Below are 22,039 nucleotides of genomic sequence, written 5' to 3' on the forward strand. Positions count from 1 at the left end.
TACGTTCGTCTTGCTAGAATTTATCCGTCACTGTTGCGAAGTGTGGAGGGACGATTCTCCGATTTCGTCAGATCACGCAAAATCCCACTAAATAGTCCGACTAGTTAAGGGTATCTATGTATTAAGGTCGTTTGACCGGTGAGCTAGCATGGCAGGCGTTCATGCATTGGCCCCAAGCGCGATCAGTGTTGTCCGCGCGGGGCGCGCCGGAGCGACTTACCGGCGCAAGCCGATTACGGCTTGCGCCGTTTCGCAAGAAGCATTCAGCCAACGAAAACGACGGAGGATGTAATGACGAGCGAGCGAGACGATGCCCAGGATCAGTTGCAAGGGGAAGCCGGCGACGGCATGACGAACCGCATGCGGCGCGGCCTGCTGCAAGGCGCCGGGCTGGGGGCGGCACTGGCGATGATGGGCGGCATGATTTCGCCTGCGCAGGCGGCCGAGGCGGCGTTCCCCTCGCACAAGCGCTGGAAGATCGTCTTCGTCAATCACGTGACGACGAATCCGTTCTTCGTGCCGACGCAATACGGGATCCAAGACGCCTGCTCCCTGTTGGGCATGGATTACCAGTGGACGGGCTCCGCCAATGCGGACGTCGGCGAGATGGTCAATGCGATGAACGCGGCGATCGCCGCGAAGGCCGATGCCATCGCCGTGCCGATCGTCGATCCGAAAGCCTTCAACGGCCCGATTCAAAAGGCGCTCGACGCCGGCATTCCCGTGTTCGCCTACAACGCCGACGCGCCGCGCGGCAGCACGAACCCGCGGCTCGCCTACATCGGCCAAGACTTGTATTTGTCGGGCTATCAGATGGGCGAGCGGATCGTGAGCCTGATCGATAGCGGTCTCGTCGGGCTGTTCATCGCGACGCCGGGGCAGCTCAATATCCAACCGCGGCTCGACGGCGCGTCCGATGCGATCAAGAAGTCGGGCAAGAAGATCGAGATTCAGACGATCGCCACGGGTGCGACCGTCAACGAAGAGCTCTCGAAGATCAAGTCGTTCTATTTGGGCCACCAGGACGTGAAGGGCATGTTCGCCGTCGATGCAGGCAGCACCCAGGGCATCGCGCAATTGATGAAGGAGAACAAGCTGCCCGAGAAAGGCGTGCATGGCGGCGGCTTCGACTTGCTGCCCACGACGGTCCAACTGATCCACGACGGCTTTCTCGACTTCACGATCGACCAGCAGCCTTACGTTCAGGGCTTCTATACTGTCGTGGAGGCATTCACGTATCTGGCGTCGGGCGGCCTCGTCGGTCCGGCGGACGTCAACTCGGGCCTGAAATTCGTCACGAAGTCGACCGTCGATCCGTACCTGAATACGTCGACCCGTTATGAAGGCAAGAGCACCAAGGCGCAAATCGTACCGCGCACAGGTCCCATCAAGTCATGAGTGAAAGTGTGAACGAAACGCGCAGTCGCCCCGTATCCTCGCGCTCGGGCGCGAGGTTCGGGGGCTTTGCATGGTCTGCCGAGCTGCGCATCGCGCTCGTTGCGATACTCGTTGCGGCGTACTTCGAAGCGGCCAACCACGATTTTCTGCTGACGAGTGCGAGCCTGCAGAACTTGTCGCAGTTCGTCGCGCCGGCCGCGATCATCGGGTTCGGCGAAATCATGCTGATGATCGGCGGCGAGATCGATTTGTCGTCCGGCATGGTGTTCGCCTTTGCGCCGTTCATGATGTCGTTCGCGTTCGACGCCGGGGCACCGATGTGGCTTGCGGTCATCGCGGGCCTCGTCGCAGCAGGGGCGGTCGGCTTCGTCAACGGTGCGGTGACGGTGTTTTTGCGCTTGCCTTCGTTCGTGACGACGCTCGGCACGCTGTTCCTCATCAACGGCATTACGTTGACGATCTCGCGCGGCACGCCGGTGCCGACGCCGGGCGGCCCCATTTTCACGTCGGTGATGGGGGGATGGGGCTACAGCGAGATCTGCTGGGCCGTCGGCATCGCATTCGCCATGCACGTGATGCTGCGGCATACGCGATGGGGTTTGCATACGGTCGCGAGCGGAGCGAATCCGCTCGGTGCGTCCGAGGCCGGGATTCACGTGAACCGCCTCAAGCTCGGCAATTTCATTTTGGCGGCCGTGCTGTCGGGGCTGACGGGGATTCTCGAAGCCGTGCGCATTACGTCGATCGACCCGCAGGCCGGCGGCAATCAGATCATGTTCCTGGCCGTTGCCGCGGCCGTGATCGGCGGTACGCCGCTGACCGGCGGATCGGGCACGATCATCGGGGGGCTCATCGGTGCGGTCGTGCTCGGCATGCTGAACGACGGTTTCACGCTGATCGGCATCAACGCGTTCACGTTCAACATCATTCTCGGTGCAGCCATTCTCGCCGCGATGATCTTCAACATCCACGTATCGCGGCTCGGCCGGCGGGGGAGGTCGTGATGGCCACGAACGAGGGGGCGCTCGCCCTGCAGGCGCGCAACATCGTCAAGCGTTTCGGTGCGGTCACGGCGCTCGACGGCGTTTCGCTGCACCTCGCCGAGGGCGAAATTCTCGGGATTCTCGGCGACAACGGCGCGGGTAAATCGACGCTGATCAAGATCCTCACGGGCTTTCATCAGCAAACGAGCGGCGAGTTGACGATCCACGGCGAGCAGACGCTGTTGCGCTCGGTCGATCACGCGCGCGCGCTCGGTATCGAATGCGTCTACCAAGACCTTGCGCTCGCCAATTCGCTGAGCATCTATCACAACATGTTCTTGAATCGCGAGATCGTCTATCCCGGGCCGATCCGTTTCCTGAACCATCGCGCGATGCGAGAGCGCGCGGCGCAGTGCCTCGACGACATCGGCGTGCACGTCCCGTCGGTGACGATGCCCGTCGAGCGATTGTCGGGCGGCCAGCGGCAGGCCATCGCCGTTGCCCGCGCGGTCAATTCGAACGCGCGGATCTTGCTGCTCGACGAGCCGCTCGCCGCGATGGGGGCGCGCGAAGCCAGCCTCATCATCGATTTGATTCTGCGGCTCAAAGAGAAGGGCGGCTTGTCGATCATCATGATCATGCACAACTATGCGCAAACGCTCGACATCGCCGACCGCATCATGCTGATGCAACGCGGGCGCGTGACCTATGAGCAGCACAGCGCGAAGACGTCGGTGCCCGAGCTCATGGATATCGTGCGCCGCGAATATCGCGCCCTGCGCGAGGCGACGAACGGCGCCGGCGCCTGAGCACCTTGCCGCCGCCGCGCCGGCCGTGCCGGTGCGGCATTCGACGACCGGCGCTGCGCGCGGCTCGTCCCTCTTCGCCACAAATCTCCCACATCTGCGGCACGTCGGCGGCGACGCTGCTACTATTGTCGTCCGATTCAGGTTTGCGGTGATAGGACAGAGCAATGGGTTTCGAGCAACTGGCCGCGCTCAAGGCGCAGCTGACGAAAGAAGCGAAGTTGAAAAAGCAGCACGAGCGCCCGGCGGGCAAGCCGGCCCCGGCTGCGAAGCAAGAGCCGAGGCAGGGCGCCAAGCCTGGGCCGAGGCCGGCGGCCAAGCCGGGCGCCAAGCCCGAGCAGCGGCCGGCACGGCCCGCCGGGCAGGCGCGCGGGAGCGAGAAGACGCCGCCGGTCGATCCTGTCGTGCGCGTGATCGGTAAGCTGCAAAAGCGCTTTCCGGCTGCTTTCCCGAAGAATCCCGCCCCGAAAGTGCCGCTCAAGGTGGGCATTCTGGCCGATCTCGTCGCGCAGGCGTCCGATCTCCAACTGAGCGAAGCGGAAATCCGCGAGGCCGTCAGCACCTGGTGTCGCGGCAGCCGTTACTGGGCTTGCCTAACCGACGGTGCGGCGCGCGTGGATTTGTCGGGCGCGCCCGCCGGTACGGTCACGGCGCGCGATGCCGCGTTTGCGCGGAATCAAGCGAAGGGCGGCCCCGGCGGGCGGCGCAAGGCACAGGGCAAAGCCAATGCCAACGCCGGCCAAGCCAACGCCGGCCAAGCCAACGCAGGCCAAGCCAACGCAGGCCAGGTGACTGCTGTACCGGCGAATGCGGAACGCGCCGACGCCCAACAAGCCGACGCGCAGGCGTCGGACGCCGCCGTGGAGAAACGGAGCGACGCGGCAAGCGCGGAACCGCAACCTGCGGATGCTGCAAGCCACGATTCCGCGAATTGACGCGTATGCGTTCTCGGCCCTACGCACGTGCGTAGGACACCGCGGCAGCGCGCCGAGCGGCCGAAGCTGACGTAGCCCGCGCTCGACAGCTTCCCGCGGCGGCGATCACGGTCGCAGCCGCGGCTCCCACGCCGTTTCGGCCAGCCAGCGCGCAGCCTTCAGCCTTCTTTCCTTCCCAGCAACCCCTCGACGAGCGAGCCGAGCCCCCCGGCTTGCTCGATCGATCCGAGGACGCTGCCGGCATCGACCTGACCGCTTTGCGGCACTTCGCCATCCGGCGTCGCGTGATTCACGACGTGCGGCAGCACTTGAGCCAGCACGCTCGATGCTTGCTCGGGCGACACGCCCAGCTTGCCCGCCAAGTCGCCCAGTGCGCCGGAGCCGAGAATGTTCTGCAGTGCTTCGGACGACACCGGCTGATTTGCTCCATTGCCGATCCACGACTGGATCACGCCGCCGGCGCCTTGTTGCTCGAAGGTCTGAACGAGACCTTGTAGCCCGCCTGGCTGGTTGTTGATGAATTCGGCCACGGCCGAAAGCGCGTTCTGTTGTTGTCCGCCCGTTTCGGTGTTGCCGAGGACAGCGCCCAGCATATTCAAGAGACTCATGGTGGCATTCCTGCAAAAGTGGCGCCGCTGAGCAACCGGCGCCGAAGTCATGCGCCGTGCGGCGCGGGAAGGGTGGCTTGAGGCCGATCAAGCGCCCGATGCGGCAGAGGCGCCTCTTGCTTTGCTTTTCTTGCTTGGCTTGTGCGATTTCGAGGATGACGGATTCGGCGCCGATGCAGCCGCAGTCGATGCGGCTGCGGGCGCGGACGGGGCGGGCACGGCCGTCTTCGCGGGCGAATGCGCGGTATTGGCGGCGGCTGCCGCCGGGGGCATTTCACGCTTGTTGCCGGCCGCGGTGGGGGGGGCCGACGAGCCACCTACCGTCAATCCGTTGGCTTCGAGCTTCGTGACGGACTTCACGCCTAGCCCCGGCACGCGCCGAGCCAAGTCGTCCGCATCCTTGAATGCGCCGTGCTTGTTGCGTTCGTCGATGATCGCTTGCGATTTGACGGGACCGATGCCCTTCAGCGTTTCAAGCGTTGCTTTGTCGGCCGTGTTGACGTCGACCGTCGCGGCAGTGGCAGTGGACATCGCCACGACGAGCGCGGCGAGCAGCAAAAGGAGCTTCTTGAGCATGGCTGGATCCCCGATCGACGAACGAAGCGGTAAATAGAAAGACCGGTGCACCTCAATTGCGTGCACTGCGTCTGTCCCTCAATTCAATCAAGAACTTACGCTAATCATCAGCAGCTTGTCCACAGCATTGCCAACAGAAAATGGGGATAACTCACACCATGTGTGCGCAGCGTAACCGAGTGCGCTCGATATGGGGCCGATGCTGGCTGGTTCGGCATCGCGCGAGGACAAAGGGGGCGACGCCCCGGCTCGAGCAGCGCCTAAGGGGCAACACGCAATTGCGCCACTACTCCGTGTCGGCGCGATGACGATCCAAGGCGGTCAGCATGACTTCTCCGGCCGCCGTGATGTGGGCTTTGGTCAGCCGTTTTGCAAGCCGCTTGTCCTTTGCCTCGACCGCTTCGAGGATTTCCATGTGCTCGGCAAGCGACGTGTTCTGCCACGCCGCAATCTGCCAGACGAGCCGCAAATAGCGATCGGCCTTCTGCCATAGAGACTCCAGCACGCTCAGCAGATAGCGCTTGCCGCAAGGGGCATAGATCGCCCGGTGAAACGCCCAGTTGTCTCGCGACCATTGATCGACGTCGCCCGCGTTGCGGTCGATCTCGAGAATCTCGCGTGCCGCGGCCGCATCTTCCGATGTGAACGCGTCGATTGCCGAATCGAGCGCGAGCAGCTCCAGCGCGACGCGCATCGCTTGCAATTCGTCGGCCTCGTCGGCCGTCATCGACGAAACGAACGCGCCGCGGTTGGCGATGATCGTGACGAATCCGCGCGCCTGCAGCTGAGCGAACGCCTCGCGCACGGGGATGTGGCTCGTGCCGAATTCCTGCGCGATCTTGTCCTGCCGCAACTGAGCACCAGGCGCTAGCTCGCCGCGCAAGATGCGGTCGCGCAGCTGATCCGCGAGGGACTCCGAAAAAAACTTTGCAGTCGGCGACTTCTTCATTTTAATATATTAAAAACCTGTGAAGCGGAGGGAGGCATTCATGACGGTCTCGCGTTTGAGCGACATCCCCGGCATCGGGGTCGACAAGATCGGCGATACGGCCGATGCCCTGCGTAACCGCGACATTCTACGGCTCGAGAATCTGGATACCGACATCAGGCCGCCGGCCGGCGCGCTGGCGGCCACGCATGCCGCGATCGACGACGACGATGCGAACAGCTATTTGCCGTTCACGGGGCAGGCGGCGCTGCGCGAAGCCGTCGCCGCGCGAATGCATCGCTCGTTCGGCGTCACGTACGATCCTCAAACGGAATGCATCATCAGCGCTGGCGGCCTTGCCGGCATCTTCAATACGCTGCTGTCGATTCTCGAGCCGGGCGACGAAGTCGTGCTGACGGACCCGACCTACGCGGGGCTCATCAATCGCGTCAGGCTGGCCGGCGGTGTGCCCAAGTTCGTGCGGCTCGTGCCGGGCGCTCGCGGATGGCGGCTCGATCTCGATTCGCTGGCGGCGGCGATCGGCTCGCGCACGCGGGCGTTGCTCGTGATGTCGCCGTCGATGCCGAGCGGCTTCGTCGCGAACGCCGAGGAGTGGGCAGCCATCGCGGCCCATTGCCGCCGGGCCGATGCGTGGCTCGTCTACGATGCCGCGATGGAACGGATCGTCTTCGATGGCCATCCCGTCATTCAACCGGCGGGGTTACCGGAGATGCGCGAGCGGACGATCACGGTCGGGTCCGTGTCGAAGGAGTATCGAATGATCGGCTGGCGCGTGGGCTGGATCGTCGGTCCCGCGCCGATCATGGCGGACGTTCGATTGACGAGCCTGTCCAACGTCGTTTGCCAGGTGGGGATCGGCATGCCGGGCGCGACGGCGGCGCTGACGTCGAACGACGACGGCGTGGCTGCGGCTGTCGCCGAGTGGCAGGCACGGCGCGATCGGCTGCTCGCCGAGCTTCACGATCTGCCGGTCGTTCGGCCTTCCGGGGGGTGGTCCTTGCTGATCGACACCGAACAATTGGGGCTCTCGCCCGATGAGGCTTCCCGCCTGCTGCTCGCGAAGGCGGACGTCGCGGCAACACCGATGAAAGGGTGGGGGCCGCAAGCCGGCCGTTACTTGCGGTTCGTCTACGCCAACGAACCGGTGGCGCGGCTCGCCGACATTCGCGAGCGCGTGCGCGCTGCGTGGGGCTTGTAAGGGGCCGCGCCCGCAACATATCTCGATCTCTCCTGAGCAAAGCTCGAATCGATCGTTCTCACGTCGCGCTGGGTTTTCTAGACTGACGCTTCCCGTTGCAACTGATTGCAACGCCGAACCGAACCGGTCCCATCCACCCAACGATATCGTGAAGACGGCGCTCGCGCGCCAAGGAGAAGTCATGTCCTCGCCGAATACACCCCCTCGCGATCACGCACGCCGTCGCTTGCTCAAGTGCGCCACATGGGGCGTCGTGTCGCTGACAGCGGGGGCGTGGGGCATTGCACCGGGGCAGCGCGCGCTCGCGCAGGAACGCATCAAGATGCTGCGCATCGGCTATCAAAAGTACGGCACGCTCGTCTTGCTTCGAGCGCGCGGCACGCTCGAAAAGCGTCTCGCCGATCAAGGCATCGGCGTGTCATGGCTCGAATTCCCTGCGGGCCCGCAATTGCTCGAAGGCCTCAATGCCGGTGCCGTCGATTTCGGGACCGTCGGCGAGACACCGCCGATCTTCGCGCAGGCGGCCGGCGTCGATTTCGTCTACGTGGGCAACGAGCCGCCGGCCCCGAAGTCGGAGGCCATCGTCGTGCCGCAGCGTTCGCCGCTGACGTCGGTGGCTCAGCTGCGCGGTAAGAGGGTCGCGCTCAATCGAGGATCGAACGTTCACTATTTGCTCGTCCGCGCGCTCGAGCGGGCTGGCCTCGCTTACACCGACATCCATCCCGTCTATCTGGCACCGGCCGATGCGCGCGCCGCATTCACGCAAGGCAGCATCGACGCCTGGGTGATCTGGGATCCGTATTTCGCCGCGATCCAACGGCAAACGGGCGCGCGCGTGCTCGCGGACGGTACTGGTTTCGTCGATAACCTGCAGTTCTACTTGGCATCGCGCCGCTTCGCGACGACCGCGCCGCAACTCGTTCATGCCGTCATCGATTCACTCGCGCAAGTCGACGCATGGGCGAAGACGCACCCCGGCGAAATCGCGCGCGAACTCGCGCCGATCACCGGGCTCGACGCCGCGACGATCGAAATTGCCGCGCGCCGTGCGTCATACGGCGTCGTGCCCGTGAGCCCGCAGGTGCTGGCCGCGCAGCAGACGATCGCCGATACCTTCACCGAGTTGAAGCTGATTCCCAAGCAGATTGCCGTCAAAGACGCGCAATGGCTCGCCTAACAGAAGCGGAGAACGCATGAAAGTATTTTGGTTCATCCCCACGCATGGAGATACGCGTTATCTCGGCACGGCCGAGGGAGCGCGCTCGGCCGATTTCGATTACTTCCGGCAAGTGGCCGTGGCGGCTGACACGCTCGGCTATGAGGGCGTGCTGCTGCCGACGGGACGGTCATGCGAAGACGCGTGGGTCGTCGCGTCGAGCTTGATCGCCGCGACGCAGCGCTTGAAGTTCCTCGTGGCCGTGCGCCCCGGGCTGAGCTCGCCCGCGCTGTCCGCCCGCATGGCCGCCACGTTCGATCGGCTCTCGAAGGGGCGTTTGCTCATCAATGTCGTGACGGGCGGCGATCAGGCGGAACTCGAAGGCGATGGAGTGTTCGCCGATCACGATACGCGCTATCGCATCACCGATGAATTCCTCTCGATCTGGCGTGACCATCTGAGCCGGGCCCATGACGGCGGGACTGTCGATTTCGAGGGACGATTTTTGAAGTCGAAAGGGGGGCGGCTGCTTTATCCGCCCGTCCAAACGCCGCATCCGCCGCTGTGGTTCGGAGGATCGTCCGAAGCCGCCCACGAGATCGCCGCCTCGCATGTCGATACCTACCTCACCTGGGGCGAGGCGCCCGATGCCGTCGAGAAAAAGATCGCCGCCGTTCGCTCGCTCGCGCATGCCAAGGGGCGCGAGATGAAGTTCGGCATTCGATTGCACGCCATCGTTCGAGAGACCGAAGACGAGGCATGGGCCGCGGCCGATCGGCTGATCAGCCGTGTCGACGAAGAAACGATCGCGCGTGCCCAAGCGGCGTTCGCTCGAATGGACTCAGAGGGGCAGAGACGGATGGCGGCATTGCACGGCGGAAAGGGACGCACGCGTGCCGAATTGGAGATTTATCCGAATCTGTGGGCTGGCGTGGGGCTCGTTCGCGGCGGCGCGGGGACCGCGCTCGTCGGGACGCCCGAGCAAGTCGTGGCGCGCATGGAACAGTATGCGAGCCTCGGCATCGAGACGTTCATTTTGTCGGGCTATCCCCATCTCGAGGAAGCCTATCGTTTTGCGGAACTCGTGTTTCCGCGGCTGCCCGGGTACGTCAAGCAGCACGTCGACACCCCGCTCTCGGGGCCGTTCGGCGAGGTCGTCGGCAATTCGTATCTGCCGAAGGTATCGCAAAGCTGACTTCGGTTGCCCTTGGTCGGCTTCGGTCGAAATCGGCAACGACCGTATCGATCAGGGCCGGTGATCTATTTGTTGAGGCAATCGAAGCGGTCCCTGTGATTGCACTGATCGGAAGGAGAGTGAGTGATGACGACACGAGCCGTTTGGAGCGGGCGCTTCGTGCCTTGGATCGTGCCCATGCTTGCACTCATCGTGTGGGAGGCTAGCGCGCGGGCGGGATGGTTGTCGGCGCGTGTCATGCCGGAACCGTGGGCGGTGGCGCGGGCCGCGTGGGCGCTATGGCAAAGCGGCCAGATGTGGGCAGACGTGAAGATCAGCGCGGCGCGCGCGTTGGGCGGTTTTGCGATCGGTGGCGCGATCGGATTCGTGCTCGCGCTCGCAACGGGTTGTTCCAAGCCACTCGAGGCCCTGCTCGATTCGACGGTGCAGATGGTCCGAAACATCCCCGTGCTTGCAATGATTCCGCTCGTGATTCTCTGGTTCGGCATCGAAGAACAGGCCAAGCTGTTTCTCGTCGTGCTCGGCGTCTTCTTTCCGGTCTATGTCAATACGTTTCACGGTATCCGATCGGTCGATGCCGGGCTCGTCGAAATGGCACGGAGCTACGGCGTGCGTGGTTTGGCGTTGTATCGGAACGTGGTGCTGCCGGGCGCGCTGCCTTCGATCCTCGTCGGCGTGCGTTTCGCGCTCGGACTCATGTGGGTCATGCTGATCGTCGCGGAAACGATCTCCGCTCAATCGGGCATCGGCTACATGACGATGAATGCTCGGGAGTTCATGCAAACCGACGTCGTCGTCGTCGGCATTCTGCTCTATGCGTTGCTCGGCAAGCTGGCGGATTGGGCTGCGCGCGCGTTGGAGGCATGGCTCCTGCCGTGGCGTGCTCCGCATGCCGAACGCCGGCCGGCGCGTTGGCCTGCCTCGTTCGCCGGGCGATGGCCCAAAGCGCTCAAGCGCCCCATAGCATGGGGAGGAGCGAAGGCATGAGTGCGGCGATCGAAGAAGCCGTGGAGCGCTCGGCCGTGCAATTGCGATCGGTGTCGAAGCGATTCGGAGAGCGGCTCGTTCTCGATCGCTTGAATTTGTCGATCGCAGCAGGCGCTTTCGTGTCGGTCATCGGCCGCAGCGGCTGCGGCAAGTCGACGTTGCTGCGTCTCGTCGCGGGCTTGGACGCCGCCGACGGCGGCGCGGTCGACGTAAGCGATGCGAACGGTACGCTGGGGACGATGCAAGGAGCGGCTCGCAGGCGCATGATGTTTCAAGACGCGCGCCTGCTGCCGTGGAAGACGGTGCTCGCGAACGTGATGCTCGGCCGTGCGTCGAGCGAGCGCGACGAGGCCCGTGCGGCCCTGCGCGAAGTCGGCTTGGGCGGGCGTGAGCGCGATTGGCCCGCGCAGCTATCGGGCGGGCAGAGGCAGCGTGTGGCGCTCGCTCGCGCGCTCGTGCATCGCCCCTCGCTGCTGTTGCTCGACGAGCCGTTCGGGGCGCTCGATGCACTCACGCGGCTGGAGATGCATGCGCTGCTCACGCGCCTGTGGCGCGAGCATCGTTTCACCGCGGTGCTCGTCACGCACGACGTCCACGAAGCCGTGACGCTTTCCGACCGCATCGTCCTCATCGAAGACGGGCGAATCGCGCTCGATCAGCCGGTCGCGCTCGCGAGGCCGAGAGCGCCGGCGGCTGCCGCGGTGGCCGAAATCGAAGAGCGCGTGCTGCAACGGATGCTGGCGCCGAGCGGGCAGGACGCTGCACGGGTGGACTAAATCAATGCGGCAGGATGCAGTGCGGACAGCGCGCGCTGCCGAGCCAATTCTCGAGGGGTGATGAACATGTCGAAAAAATCCAAGCTCGTGGCCGTCTCGGGCGGTTTGCAACGCCCGTCGCGCACGCTGGCGCTCGTCGAAGCCATCGTTGCACGGATTGCCGACGCCGTTCCCGTCGACTTGCACATCGTCGCGTTGAGCGAAATAGCCGCGGACGTCGGCGTCGCGCTCGATCGCCGTAACGTGTCCGCCGAGGTAGAGGTGCACCTGCGCGCCATCGAAGGGGCCGATGCGCTCATCGTCGCAAGTCCCGTGTTTCGCGCATCGTTCACCGGGCTGTTCAAGCATTTATTCGATCTCGTCCACCAGGATGCGCTCGTCGACGTGCCGGTGCTGCTCGCCGCGACGGGCGGCAGCGAACGCCACGCGCTGGTGCTCGAGCATCAACTGAGGCCGCTGTTCAGCTTCTTCGAGGCCCGCACACTGCCGATCGGCATCTATGCATCGACGCACGATTTCACGAACTACGAAGTAACGAGCGCAGCGCTACGCGAACGGATCGCGCTGGCGGCGCAGCGGGCTGCGCCATGGTTGCATCCGCGCCGGGAAGCGCTTTCGCAGGCGGCCGCGTTGGCGATCTGAAAGCGCGGGCGAACCGCGTCGCAGGCATCGCGACGCCAGGTGATTGGCATGAGCCACGCTCGGTGCTCGGCAACGTCCATCGCATCGTCCCGGCGCACGAGAACGAACGACAGTGCACGAGACGAGCAATGGGGTATCGGACCATGAACAGCACGTCTCACGCATCATGCAGGCTCGCGCGCGGGGCCACCGCCTTGACGGCCACCTTGACGACGATCGCGGCCCGCTGGCTCACTCGCTCACGTTTCGGGCCGACTTTTCCCGCCCTTGCGCAGCGGTTCGAGCAGCGTCCGCAACCCATTGTGATCGAGCTCTTGCATGAGCGCGAGCAGGCGGCCGATGTCTCCGGGCGGAAAGCCCTCTCGCGCAAACCAATTGAGGTAATGGCCGGGCAAATCAGCAATGAGTCGACCTTTGTATTTGCCGAACGGCATGGCGAGCGTGACGAGGCGTTCGAGGTCGGGCGAATTCATAAGCGTGAAAAACAGGCGGTCGATCTCAGCGTCAGCATGGAAGAACGTTGAATGCTCGATGATACGCCTTCGCGGTGCCGCGATACGAAAATGCGGGGCAGGTGGCGCGTTTCACGATGCGGGCGGAACGCAAAATTAGATAGCGCGCCATTACGTCTGAAGAAAAATTAATTCGACGAAATTCGGAATAAGCGCCGAACTCTTTTAGGTGCCGCATGGTCAGAGTGGCCGACCTCGCAAGGGTCATACCTACTCACAGCGATTCAGCCATGGAGGCATTACGTGATGATGAAGAGACGTCGATTCCTGGGCCAAGTGGCCGCCCTTGCCGGCGGCCATGCTTTGGTTGCATTGGGTGCCTTGGGAGCGGACGAAGCTATCGCTCAGAGCAACGTTACGGGAACGTCGGCGGTAACTAATGCCGCGCTTTCCGTATCCGTCGATGGTACGGTCATTCCTTCCGCTACCTCGATCGTCGATAAGCTCTTGAACGTTTGGAAGCTCAGCAACGGCTTCATTTACAAAAATGGTGTAAAGGACAAAGACTCCTACAACGTGAGTCTCTTGCTCTGGTATGGCGGCATGATCTACCAGCGCGGCACGGGCGGTCAGTTCTACGTGATGACGTGGGCGAACCGCTGGCTGCCGTGCGCCGATCCGCGCATCGCACTTTCGGTGCCGGCCGGCATGTTCTACGGCATCAACGGGCATTACGACTATCCGTACACGCCGCAGCAAATCGTGGCGACGCTGCAGTCGCTCGGCTGCACGAGCTATCGTGTCGGCTGCGATGCCTCATCCAAGCAATTGAACGCGATGATCGGGCTCGCCGACGCCTTCCGCTCAGTCAACTTCACGCTTTTGCCGTTGCTCAATTTCGGGCTGCGCGACGGCAACGGTCACCTGTACCCGAGCGAGAGCGCCGCTTATTTCGCCACGCGCGCGGGCGCGGCCGCCGTCGCGAAGGCGCTCGCGCCGCACGGCGTCACGATGTACGAGTGCGGCAACGAGCTCACGCGCGACAGCGCGATCATCGTCAACTCGACGTTCGCGGGCACCGGGCCGCACGACTTCAACAACGCCAATTGGCCGATCCTGCGCGGCGCCATCCAGGGGATGATCGACGGCGTCAAATCGGTGCAGCCGAACGCGAAATGCGCGGTGAACTTCACGGTGGCGGACATCGGTGCGTCCGACATGCTGTGGGACGGCGAGCAGCCCGACGGATCGGGCGGCTACCGCAAGATGCGCTGGGACATCACGACGTGGCACAACTATCAGCCGTACGGCGACATCCTGAACATCGGGATCGACGGCGCGGGCCCGGGTTTCAACTTGCCGGCGTACTGCAAGGCCCGCTACGGTGTTCCGTTCATGATCACCGAGTGGAATGCGGCACCGGAAGAAAACGAGCAGTTCCGCTCGACTTACGTCCAACAACACTTGCAGCGCTTTTACGCAGCTCGCAAGAACGAAGGTATCCAGGCGGTGATGTACTACGACTTGATCAGCGGCGACCAAACGTTCGGGATCGTCATGAACGACCTCGCACCGATTCAGCCGACCCATACGACGTTCAGCGCGTTCACCGCGGGCAACGCCGATCTGTAGGTTGCGTGAACAGGCTAGGCCCTAAGCCAAGGGTTCCGAGTCCTCGCATTCGCTGCGCAAGAGATCGGTGATGCCGTCGAACGGCATCGGCCTGCCCGTCAGGTAGCCCTGAACGATGTCGCAGCCTGCGTCGGTGAGCCAAGCGAGCTGTGCGTGATCTTCGACGCCTTCGGCGACGACGGCGATGCCGAAGCTGTGCGCCATCGAAATGATGGCCGTCACGATTGGCTGCCCGGCGCGCGGCAGGGGCTTCACGAAGGCGCGGTCGATCTTGAGGTTGTTGACCGGGAACGACTGCAGGTACGACAGCGAGGAGTAACCCGTGCCGAAATCGTCGAGCGATAAGCCGATGCCTGCCGCGCGCAGTTGACGCATCGCCTCGACCCCGGCGGTCATGTTCGCCATCAGTTGGCTCTCCGTCAGCTCCAGTTCGAGCAGATGCGCAGAAAGGCCACTTTCGGCGAGCACCGCTTTCACGTCTTCGCTGTATTGCGCTTGACGCAACTGACGTGCCGAGACGTTGACGGCCACGTGAATGGTCACGCCCGGCTCCGCGTTCCAGCGTGCGCAATCGCGGCATGCGCGGCGCAGCACCCACCGTCCCAATGCGACGATCAGCTCGCTGTCCTCGGCCACCGGAACGAACTCGCTCGGCGAAATTTCGCCGTCGACGGGATGAATCCAGCGCGCGAGCGCCTCCACTCCGATGAGGCGCCCCGTGCGGCAGTCGAATTGCGGCTGATAGACGAGGCTGAGCCCATTCGTTTCGATTGCTTTGCGCAACTCGGTTTCGAGCCGCGCGCGGCGGCGCGCTTCGACGGTCATGCTCGGATGAAACTCGACGGCCGCATTCTTGCCGGTGCTCTTGGCCGCATAGAGCGCGATGTCGGCGCTGCTCACGAGCGACGCTACGTCGGCCGCATCGTCGGGATACACGCTCACGCCGACGCTCGCGCTGGCCACGATGCTCGCACGCGGCAGGTCGAACGGGCGGGCGAGGGCGCGCGCGATGCGTTCGGCCGTGCGGATGCCTTCGGCCTTTTCTTTCGCGATCGCGACGAGCACCGCGAACTCGTCGCCGCCGATGCGGCTCACGAGGTCGGCCAAGCGAACGCTTTGCCGCAGCGCGACGGCGACGTGCTTGAGCAATTCGTCGCCCGCGCCGTGCCCGAGCGTGTCGTTCACGTTCTTGAAGTCGTCGAGATCGACGAGGATCAACGCGGCGCGCACTCCGCCTTGCGCGCCGCGCTGCAATCGGTCGGTCAACGCGTCGTAAAACGCGCGCCGATTCGGCAAGCCGGTCAGCGGATCGGTCGATGCCAAGTACTCGAGCTTCTGCTCGGCCTGGGCGATGCGCGCGCTCATCCGCGAGGTGATCACGAACGCGATCCAAAGCGCACACAGCGAAGCGGCCAGGATGAACACGGCGAAGTGCAGCAGTTGCCCGGCCATCTGCGTCGTCGTCGCGACGACGACGACCGTGCCGAGTGTCTTGCCGTTCTGCGCGATGCGCGCGGCGACGAAGACATCGTCGAACAAAAGATGGCGATGCGCGGTCTCGACGTTGGCCGGTCGCGCTTCGAAGCGTGCGTGCCCGGACGATCCCGGCCGCTCGTAGGTCGCGAAGCGCTTGCCGTCGGCCGTGTAGATGCCGGCGCTTTCGATGTACGGCACCTTGCGCAGCGAATGCAGGGTTTCTTGCGCCGAGCGCACGTCGTCGAACAACACCGAGGCCGAGACGTTGTCGGCGATCATGTCGGCTTGGACGTTCGCGTCAGCCGTCAAGGCCGAGCGCAGCGCGATCGCTTGATAAACGAGCAAGACGAGACCCGAGATCAATAGCGCCACGCCGAAGCCGGCAAGCTTGACGCGCGAGATCTCCTTCATCGGGCTCGGTGCAAAGTCATCGCTCTGTTTCATGTGACGTTCCTTGCCAAACGGAGCAGCTTCGAGCTCAAGCCGAGGTGGCGGCGTACCGCTTCGGTGTTGTCGATGTCGAACCGAAGGCGGTCCCCGTCGCGCACCAGCGTGACGATGGAGCGAGCGTCGCCGGTCTCGGCATCGGCCGTACGCACCACGAGGATCGGAGAATCGTGTGCGGGTGCGGCTTTCGTCGCGGCGCTGGAGGTCGCATCGTCGGCGATCAGCACGTCGCACGCAGTGATGGCCGCGCCTTCCGGAATCGGCTTGACGCTCCAGGCCTTACCTTCCACCTTGCGACCGTCGAGCTTGGCCAGCGTCGCGCCGAGCGGGGTGTGCGGATTGGCGCAGACGACGAGGGCCGTGGCATCGGCGTGGGCGGCCGGCCATTGCGTGAACTCCGTGAAGTTGTAGATGTAGGCCGCTTCGAGCGTATAGAGATCGACTTGCGCGTGCACCGGCATTCGCGAGCACGCGCAGGCCGCCAATGAGATGGCCACGGCGCGATAGAGCAGAGTTCTCGCGGCTTGCATGTCAGAAACCATAGACAAGCTTGAGCAAGAACGTCCGGCTTTGCTGCGGGATCACGTTCTGCGTGAAATTCGGTCCTGCCGGATCGGCATACCGCTTATCGGTCACGTTGTAGATCGAGAACGAGACGTCCGCGTGCGGGATGAGGCGATTGCTGCCGATCGTCACGTTGCCGAGGCAGTATCCGGCCGCCGACCCGACCTCGGCCAAGCGGGCCGATTCGCATCGCATTTCGGCACCCACGCGTGCGGCATGGTGAAAGAGCGGCACGATGACGTTGAGCTTGCCTAGGTGGCGCGGCGAATTTTGCAGGACGGCGCCCGTATCGCCGTCGCGGGCGAGCTGCCAGGAATAGCTCGCCCGGATCTGTGCGAGCGAGCCGACGTTTTGCTCGTACGCGAGCTCGATCCCGCGCGCCTCCGCGCGGTTGACGTTTTCGAAAACGTAGACGCCCGACGGGTCCAGCGTTTCGGTGATCAGGCCCCGGACGTCGTAGCGAAACAGCGATACCGTCGCGTGGGCGTTTTCGCCGAAGGCGCGGTCATAGACGAACTCGGTCGTCGTGATGTGCTCCGGATTCAAGGACGGATTGCTGCCTTGGCCGCCGGGCCCCGGAATCGTGTAGTAGAGCTCGTAGGCGTTCGGTGCGCGGTAGGCCCGCCCATAGACGAGCTTGAAGGTATCGGTATCGGTCGGCTTGTAGTTCAGCGCGAGCCGCGGGCTCGCGTTCGTGCCGACCGTCGAATCGCGATCCACGCGCAGGCCCGCATTCAGGGTGAAGCGCCACGGCAGCCGGATTTCGTCTTCGACGTACACCCCGGCGGAATTGCGGCTGCGCCGATCGTTCAAGATCAGTTGATACGGATCGATGTTGTAGTTGTATTGATCGCGCGCCGCGTCGCGCATGGCGCTCACGCCCACGACGAGCTTGTTGCGCGGGATCGTCGAAAGCGTGGCGTGCACGTCGGCGCCGTACCAGATCGCCTTGTCGCCGTCTACGTTGGTGATCGGCGGCGCGCCGAATGGGCCGGTGTCCGTGTAGTCGTAACGCTCCCAATAGACTTCGGATGCGATCTCGAGGCCGCTCGCCACGGCATGGCTGTAGGTCGCGTCGATGAAGCTATGGGTGTCGGTCGTGCTTTGCGGCGCATTGAACACCGAGGCATAGGCAGCCGTGGGCATCCCCTTCGTGCGGTTCCCGTAGCCGGCGCTGATCTTGAAGCCTTGATAGGCGAATTTCGCGAACAAATACTGCGCGCGGTCGTAGTCGAGATGCTGTGCGACGCCGTTGTTCTGATCCGGCGTGTCGAACTCGGGGTAGTACAAATCCTGCCCGTTGCGCTCGTAGGTCGTCGCCGAGAGCACGAGGTCGGCGCCGCCGCTGCCATGCCAGCCGTAGCTCGCGCGCGCGCGCTTTTCGCCGAAACTGCCGGCCGATGCCGCGGCTTGTGCGCCGTGGATGTCGCTGCCTTTCTTCGTGACGACGTTGATCACGCCGAACAGCGCATTCGAGCCGTAGACGGCGGAGCCGGGGCCCGGCACGTATTCGATCCGTTCGACGAGATCCATGTCGAGCGGGAAGTCGTCGCCGATCGGCGCTTGATCGTAGACCGAGTCGTTCAAGCGCATCCCGTCGATCAGCAGCAGGAAGCGGCTGTTGTAGTCGCCCGGCCGTTGAAACCCGCCCGCGCCCAGGTACGAGTACGTTCTGTCGTAGGTCGTATAGAGCCCGGGAAGGGAGGCGAGGGCGTCGGCCAGCGTGCGCCAGCCGAAGGCTTGAATGTCTTTCGCCGTCAGCACGACGACGGCCGCCGGCGCGTCGGTGACGGACTGGCTGAGCAGCGTGGCACTCTTGACTTTGACCTGCATCAGTGCTTCGAGCGGCATCGATGCGAAATCGACGGCCGAGCTCAAGTCTGCTGGGTCGGCTTGCGCTGCGTCGGCCGCGCTTGCGGCGAGCGACATCGACAGCGCGAGCGCAAGGCGGCACAGCGGGTGCGGGTTCCGCCAGCGACTGAAGTGTTCCGAGAGCATGGAGCAAAGAGGGGACAGCGTTCGTTCATCTAATGTGTGCCTGCCTCTTTATCGGCTTTGAGATATAAAGCTTGAGGGGGAGGTTTATATCGCTTGACTCGCGCGGCTCAATGAATTAGGGCCTGCTCCCTGAGCAGGGATCGGCACTGGCCGTGGCGAACGAGCGGGCATGAAGATATCGGCATAGGCGCAGGGGGGGCTGAGGAGGACGGACGCGGTGCGACGGATCATGGTAATCCCGTATGTTTCGCCCGGTGCTGTGAAAGGCTCGGGAAGGATTGTTCCGCCTAGAATCGCTCCATCGATGCAACCCGGCGCACGAATGCGCCGACACAATGAGGAGACACTCGAATGCACCCGACGACGCGGAAAATCCGCACTTTCGCTCTCGCTTCCGCCATGCTGTTCGGCATGGCTTCGCATGGCGCGATGGCCGCGGACAGCGGCAAGATCACAATCATGGTTGGGGGCATCACCAAGCTCATCTACTTGCCGGCGAAACTGACCGAGCAACTCGGCTATTTCAAGGATGAAGGTCTCGACGTCGAACTGCTCTCGCAGCCCGCCGGCGTCGATGCCGAGAACGAATTGCTCGCCGGCGCCGTGCAGGCCGTCGTCGGGTTCTACGATCACACGATCGACTTGCAGACGAAAGGCAAGGACGTCAAGGCGATCGTCGTCTTCGGGCAGGTTCCGGGCGAGGTCGAGATGGTATCGACGAAAGCGGCCGACACGCTCAAGTCGATGGCCGACGTCAAAGGCAAGACGCTCGGCGTGACGGGCCTCGGCTCGTCGACGAGCTTCCTCACGCAGTATCTGGCGAGCGTGCACGGCATTACCTCATCGCAATACACGATGCTGCCCGTCGGCGCCGATGCGAGCTTCATCGCCGCGATCAAGCAATCGCGCATCGACGCAGGCATGACGACCGAGCCGACCGTCTCGAAGCTGCTCGCGACCGGCGACGCGAAGGTGCTCGTCGACATGCGCTCGGTCGAAGGCACGAAGGCGGCGCTCGGCGGCACCTATCCCGCCTCGAGCCTGTACGTTCAATCGGCGTGGGCGGACGGGCACAAGGCGGAAGCCGCGAAGCTCGCCCATGCGTTCGTGCGGACGATGCAGTTCATCCATACGCACAGCGCCGACGAAATCGCGGCGAAGATGCCGGCCGACTATCAGAAGGACAAGGCGCTCTACGTGAATGCGCTGAAGGCCTCGCTGCCGATGTATACGGTGGACGGCAAGATGCCGGCGGACGGCCCCGAAACGGTGCTCAAGGTGCTGTCGGGCTTCAACCCGTCGGTCAAGGGCAAGCACGTCGATCTGTCGAAGACGTACACGAACGAATTCGTCGCCGCGAAGTAAGAATCAACCGGCCGGCCGGTCCTTGCATCGAGCGAGGGCTGGCCGGCCCGAACCCTGTCTCCCCCTGTCGTACCCCGGGCACCGCGGTTCGGGTGCCCACCCCCCAATGCTTGGATTGCTCTGATGAACCACGCTGCTTCTTCTAACGTACCCGTCATCGAGTTCGACTCGGTGTCGTGCCGCTTCATTTCCCCCGACGGTAAAGCGACGATCGCGCTGCGCGACTTCAGCATGTCCGTTGCGAAGGGCGAATTCATTGCTATCGTCGGTCCGACCGGCTGCGGCAAGTCGACGACGCTCAGCATGATCACGGGCCTGCTGAAGCCGACCACGGGCAGCGTGCGCGTCATGGGCAACCCCGTCACCGGCATCGATCCGCGCATCGGCTTCGTATTTCAGGCCGACGCCGTGTTCCCCTGGCGTTCGGTGCTCGACAACGTCGCCGCCGGCCCGATGTTCCGCGGCCGCTCGAAGGCGGCAGCCTACGAAGAGGCCAAGGATTGGCTGCGCCGCGTCGGCCTCGAGAAATTCGGCAACCACTATCCGCATCAGCTCTCGGGCGGCATGCGCAAACGCGTCGCGCTGGCCCAGACCTTCATCAACAAGCCCGAGATTCTGCTGATGGACGAGCCGTTCTCGGCGCTCGACATGCAAACGCGCACGCTGATGCAAGACGAGCTGCTGCAGTTGTGGTCGGCCAACCAAGGCTCGGTCGTCTTCGTGACGCACGATCTTGAAGAGGCCATCGCGCTCGCCGACCGCGTGTTCGTGCTGACCGCGCGTCCCGCGACGCTGAAGAAGGTCTACGAAATCGACCTGCCGCGCCCGCGCGTGACTTCGGAGATTCGCTACGAACCGCGCTTCATCGAGCTCTCGCGCGACATTTGGCACGACCTGCGCGAAGAAGTGCAGATTGCTTGACTCTGAATACCGGAAAGACTGAGATGTCCACTATGGCTACTACCTTCGAACAACCCAAAGCGAGCGAAGCCGACACGTCGCTCGCCGAGGTGGAAAAAGCAGCACAGCGCCGGCTGCGCCAACGCCGCGCGCTGATCATCGGCCTGCGCCTGCTCGTGCTGGTCGTCTGGCTCGGCGGCTGGGAGGTCGCCGGCCGATTGAAGTGGATCGATCCGTTCTTCTTCTCGATGCCCTCGCTGATCTTCGCTCAGATCGTCGACTGGTTCGTGAACGGCACCTCGCAGGGGCCGCTGCTCGTGCAAGTCTGGGTGACGCTCGAGGAAACGATGATCGGCTTTGCGATCGGCTCCGTGGCCGGCGTGGTGTGCGGCGTCATCCTCGGGCGCAACAAGCTGCTCTCCGACGTCTTCAGCCTCTACATTCAAATTGCCAACTCGATTCCGCGCGTGGTGCTGGGCTCCGTGTTCGTGATCGCGCTCGGATTGGGCATGGCATCGAAGGTCGCGCTGGCCGTCGTCATGGTCTTCTTCGTCGTCTTCGGCAATGCGTTCCAAGGCGTGCGCGAAGCCGACCGTTATATGATTGCGAATGCACAGATTCTCGGCGCGTCCAAGCGGCAGCTGACCACGGCCGTCGTCATTCCGTCGGCGCTGTCGTGGATCTTGGCGAGCTTGCACGTGAGCTTCGGTTTCGCGCTCGTCGGTGCCGTCGTCGGCGAATTCCTCGGTTCCAAGCAAGGCATCGGCTTGCTGATCTCGACGGCGCAAGGCGCGTTCAACTCGAGCGGCGTATTCGCGGCGATGATCGTGCTCGCCGTGGTGGCGCTGACCACGGACTTCTTGCTGACCCGGTTGGAGAAGCGTTTGCTGAAATGGAGACCCGCCGCGTTCTGAGCGTATCGCGCCCGAGCGGCGCGCTCGATCCGGCCGGCTCGTGCCGTGCCGACGCCGCGCGCGTCGGCACGGCGCGAGCCTA

At 63.9% G+C, this 22,039-nt stretch carries 21 protein-coding genes; 14 read left to right on the forward strand and 7 right to left on the reverse strand.

Translation table 11 applies throughout. From position 1 onward, the window contains the following. Positions 1–291: 291 nt before the first annotated feature. The 4 genes from ACTHNZ_RS21540 (at position 292) to ACTHNZ_RS21555 (ending at position 4,122) form a co-directional block, all read left to right on the forward strand. Positions 292–1,398: a sugar ABC transporter substrate-binding protein gene (locus tag ACTHNZ_RS21540; protein WP_440544613.1), complete on the forward strand. Its 1,107-nt coding sequence runs from the start codon at positions 292–294 to the stop codon at positions 1,396–1,398. Continuing rightward, on the forward strand, positions 1,395–2,402 hold the full coding sequence (locus ACTHNZ_RS21545; RefSeq protein ID WP_440544614.1) for an ABC transporter permease: 1,008 nt from the start codon (positions 1,395–1,397) through the stop codon (positions 2,400–2,402). The genes ACTHNZ_RS21540 and ACTHNZ_RS21545 overlap by 4 nt, the downstream gene beginning before the upstream one ends. Then, a complete protein-coding gene (locus ACTHNZ_RS21550; RefSeq protein ID WP_440544615.1) occupies positions 2,402–3,190 on the forward strand; it encodes an ATP-binding cassette domain-containing protein in 789 nt (262 codons plus the stop codon). Before ACTHNZ_RS21545 ends, ACTHNZ_RS21550 begins: the two co-directional genes overlap by 1 nt. A gap of 164 nt (positions 3,191–3,354) precedes the next feature. Then, entirely contained in the window at positions 3,355–4,122 is a 768-nt protein-coding gene (locus tag ACTHNZ_RS21555; protein WP_440544616.1) for a ProQ/FINO family protein, read from the forward strand. Between the two features lie 158 nt (positions 4,123–4,280). Here ACTHNZ_RS21555 and ACTHNZ_RS21560 read toward each other — a convergent pair whose 3' ends face one another. The 3 genes from ACTHNZ_RS21560 to ACTHNZ_RS21570 form a co-directional block, all read right to left on the reverse strand. Continuing rightward, positions 4,281–4,730, reverse strand: a complete 450-nt coding sequence (locus ACTHNZ_RS21560) for a YidB family protein (RefSeq protein ID WP_440544617.1) — start codon at positions 4,728–4,730, stop codon at positions 4,281–4,283. Positions 4,731–4,817: 87 nt separating this feature from the next. After that, positions 4,818–5,306, reverse strand: a complete 489-nt coding sequence (locus ACTHNZ_RS21565) for a ComEA family DNA-binding protein (RefSeq protein ID WP_440544618.1) — start codon at positions 5,304–5,306, stop codon at positions 4,818–4,820. A gap of 286 nt (positions 5,307–5,592) precedes the next feature. Next, entirely contained in the window at positions 5,593–6,255 is a 663-nt protein-coding gene (locus ACTHNZ_RS21570; protein WP_440544619.1) for a GntR family transcriptional regulator, read from the reverse strand. Between the two features lie 40 nt (positions 6,256–6,295). Here ACTHNZ_RS21570 and ACTHNZ_RS21575 point away from each other — a divergent pair, with 40 nt between their 5' ends. The 6 genes from ACTHNZ_RS21575 (at position 6,296) to msuE (ending at position 12,209) form a co-directional block, all read left to right on the forward strand. Further along, on the forward strand, positions 6,296–7,453 hold the full coding sequence (locus tag ACTHNZ_RS21575) for a pyridoxal phosphate-dependent aminotransferase (RefSeq protein ID WP_440544620.1): 1,158 nt from the start codon (positions 6,296–6,298) through the stop codon (positions 7,451–7,453). Positions 7,454–7,634: 181 nt separating this feature from the next. Further along, entirely contained in the window at positions 7,635–8,630 is a 996-nt protein-coding gene (locus tag ACTHNZ_RS21580) for a sulfonate ABC transporter substrate-binding protein (RefSeq protein WP_440544621.1), read from the forward strand. A gap of 16 nt (positions 8,631–8,646) precedes the next feature. Then, the gene (ssuD, locus tag ACTHNZ_RS21585) at positions 8,647–9,804 is read left to right on the forward strand and encodes an FMNH2-dependent alkanesulfonate monooxygenase (RefSeq protein WP_440544622.1); all 1,158 of its coding nucleotides are present in this window, start codon (positions 8,647–8,649) and stop codon (positions 9,802–9,804) included. A gap of 126 nt (positions 9,805–9,930) precedes the next feature. After that, positions 9,931–10,791, forward strand: a complete 861-nt coding sequence (gene ssuC / locus ACTHNZ_RS21590) for an aliphatic sulfonate ABC transporter permease SsuC (protein WP_440544623.1) — start codon at positions 9,931–9,933, stop codon at positions 10,789–10,791. Next, positions 10,788–11,567, forward strand: a complete 780-nt coding sequence (locus ACTHNZ_RS21595) for an ABC transporter ATP-binding protein (RefSeq protein WP_440544624.1) — start codon at positions 10,788–10,790, stop codon at positions 11,565–11,567. Before ssuC ends, ACTHNZ_RS21595 begins: the two co-directional genes overlap by 4 nt. A gap of 66 nt (positions 11,568–11,633) precedes the next feature. Beyond that, on the forward strand, positions 11,634–12,209 hold the full coding sequence (msuE, locus tag ACTHNZ_RS21600) for an FMN reductase (protein WP_440544625.1): 576 nt from the start codon (positions 11,634–11,636) through the stop codon (positions 12,207–12,209). A gap of 239 nt (positions 12,210–12,448) precedes the next feature. On the opposite strand, the gene ACTHNZ_RS21605 is transcribed toward msuE, so the two are convergent. Beyond that, complete coding sequence (locus ACTHNZ_RS21605) at positions 12,449–12,682, reverse strand: DUF3820 family protein (protein ID WP_440544626.1); 234 nt, start codon at positions 12,680–12,682, stop codon at positions 12,449–12,451. Positions 12,683–12,967: 285 nt separating this feature from the next. On the opposite strand from ACTHNZ_RS21605, the gene ACTHNZ_RS21610 reads away from it, so the two are divergent. Next, complete coding sequence (locus ACTHNZ_RS21610) at positions 12,968–14,293, forward strand: hypothetical protein (protein ID WP_440544627.1); 1,326 nt, start codon at positions 12,968–12,970, stop codon at positions 14,291–14,293. Positions 14,294–14,314: 21 nt separating this feature from the next. Here the strand turns inward: ACTHNZ_RS21610 and ACTHNZ_RS21615 are convergent, their stop codons facing one another. From ACTHNZ_RS21615 to ACTHNZ_RS21625, 3 genes are read right to left on the reverse strand one after another with little or no spacing between them, the layout of a single operon-like run. Beyond that, on the reverse strand, positions 14,315–16,213 hold the full coding sequence (locus tag ACTHNZ_RS21615) for a putative bifunctional diguanylate cyclase/phosphodiesterase (protein ID WP_440544628.1): 1,899 nt from the start codon (positions 16,211–16,213) through the stop codon (positions 14,315–14,317). After that, positions 16,210–16,746 carry a YfiR family protein gene (locus ACTHNZ_RS21620; protein WP_440544629.1) on the reverse strand — a complete coding sequence of 179 codons (537 nt, stop codon included), beginning with the start codon at positions 16,744–16,746 and terminating at the stop codon, positions 16,210–16,212. Before ACTHNZ_RS21620 ends, ACTHNZ_RS21615 begins: the two co-directional genes overlap by 4 nt. Position 16,747: 1 nt before the next feature. Beyond that, on the reverse strand, positions 16,748–18,709 hold the full coding sequence (locus tag ACTHNZ_RS21625) for a TonB-dependent receptor plug domain-containing protein (protein ID WP_440544630.1): 1,962 nt from the start codon (positions 18,707–18,709) through the stop codon (positions 16,748–16,750). Between the two features lie 420 nt (positions 18,710–19,129). Here ACTHNZ_RS21625 and ACTHNZ_RS21630 point away from each other — a divergent pair, with 420 nt between their 5' ends. From ACTHNZ_RS21630 to ACTHNZ_RS21640, 3 genes are all read left to right on the forward strand, one after another. Beyond that, positions 19,130–20,143 (forward strand): ABC transporter substrate-binding protein, encoded by a 1,014-nt coding sequence (locus ACTHNZ_RS21630; protein ID WP_440544631.1) that lies wholly within the window; start codon positions 19,130–19,132, stop codon positions 20,141–20,143. Between the two features lie 123 nt (positions 20,144–20,266). Beyond that, on the forward strand, positions 20,267–21,064 hold the full coding sequence (locus ACTHNZ_RS21635; RefSeq protein ID WP_440544632.1) for an ABC transporter ATP-binding protein: 798 nt from the start codon (positions 20,267–20,269) through the stop codon (positions 21,062–21,064). A gap of 32 nt (positions 21,065–21,096) precedes the next feature. Continuing rightward, a complete protein-coding gene (locus tag ACTHNZ_RS21640; RefSeq protein ID WP_440544633.1) occupies positions 21,097–21,957 on the forward strand; it encodes an ABC transporter permease in 861 nt (286 codons plus the stop codon). The last annotated feature ends 82 nt before the right edge of the window (positions 21,958–22,039 follow it).

It is taken from the genome of Trinickia sp., from assembly GCF_051953955.1.
Lineage (GTDB): Bacteria > Pseudomonadota > Gammaproteobacteria > Burkholderiales > Burkholderiaceae > Trinickia.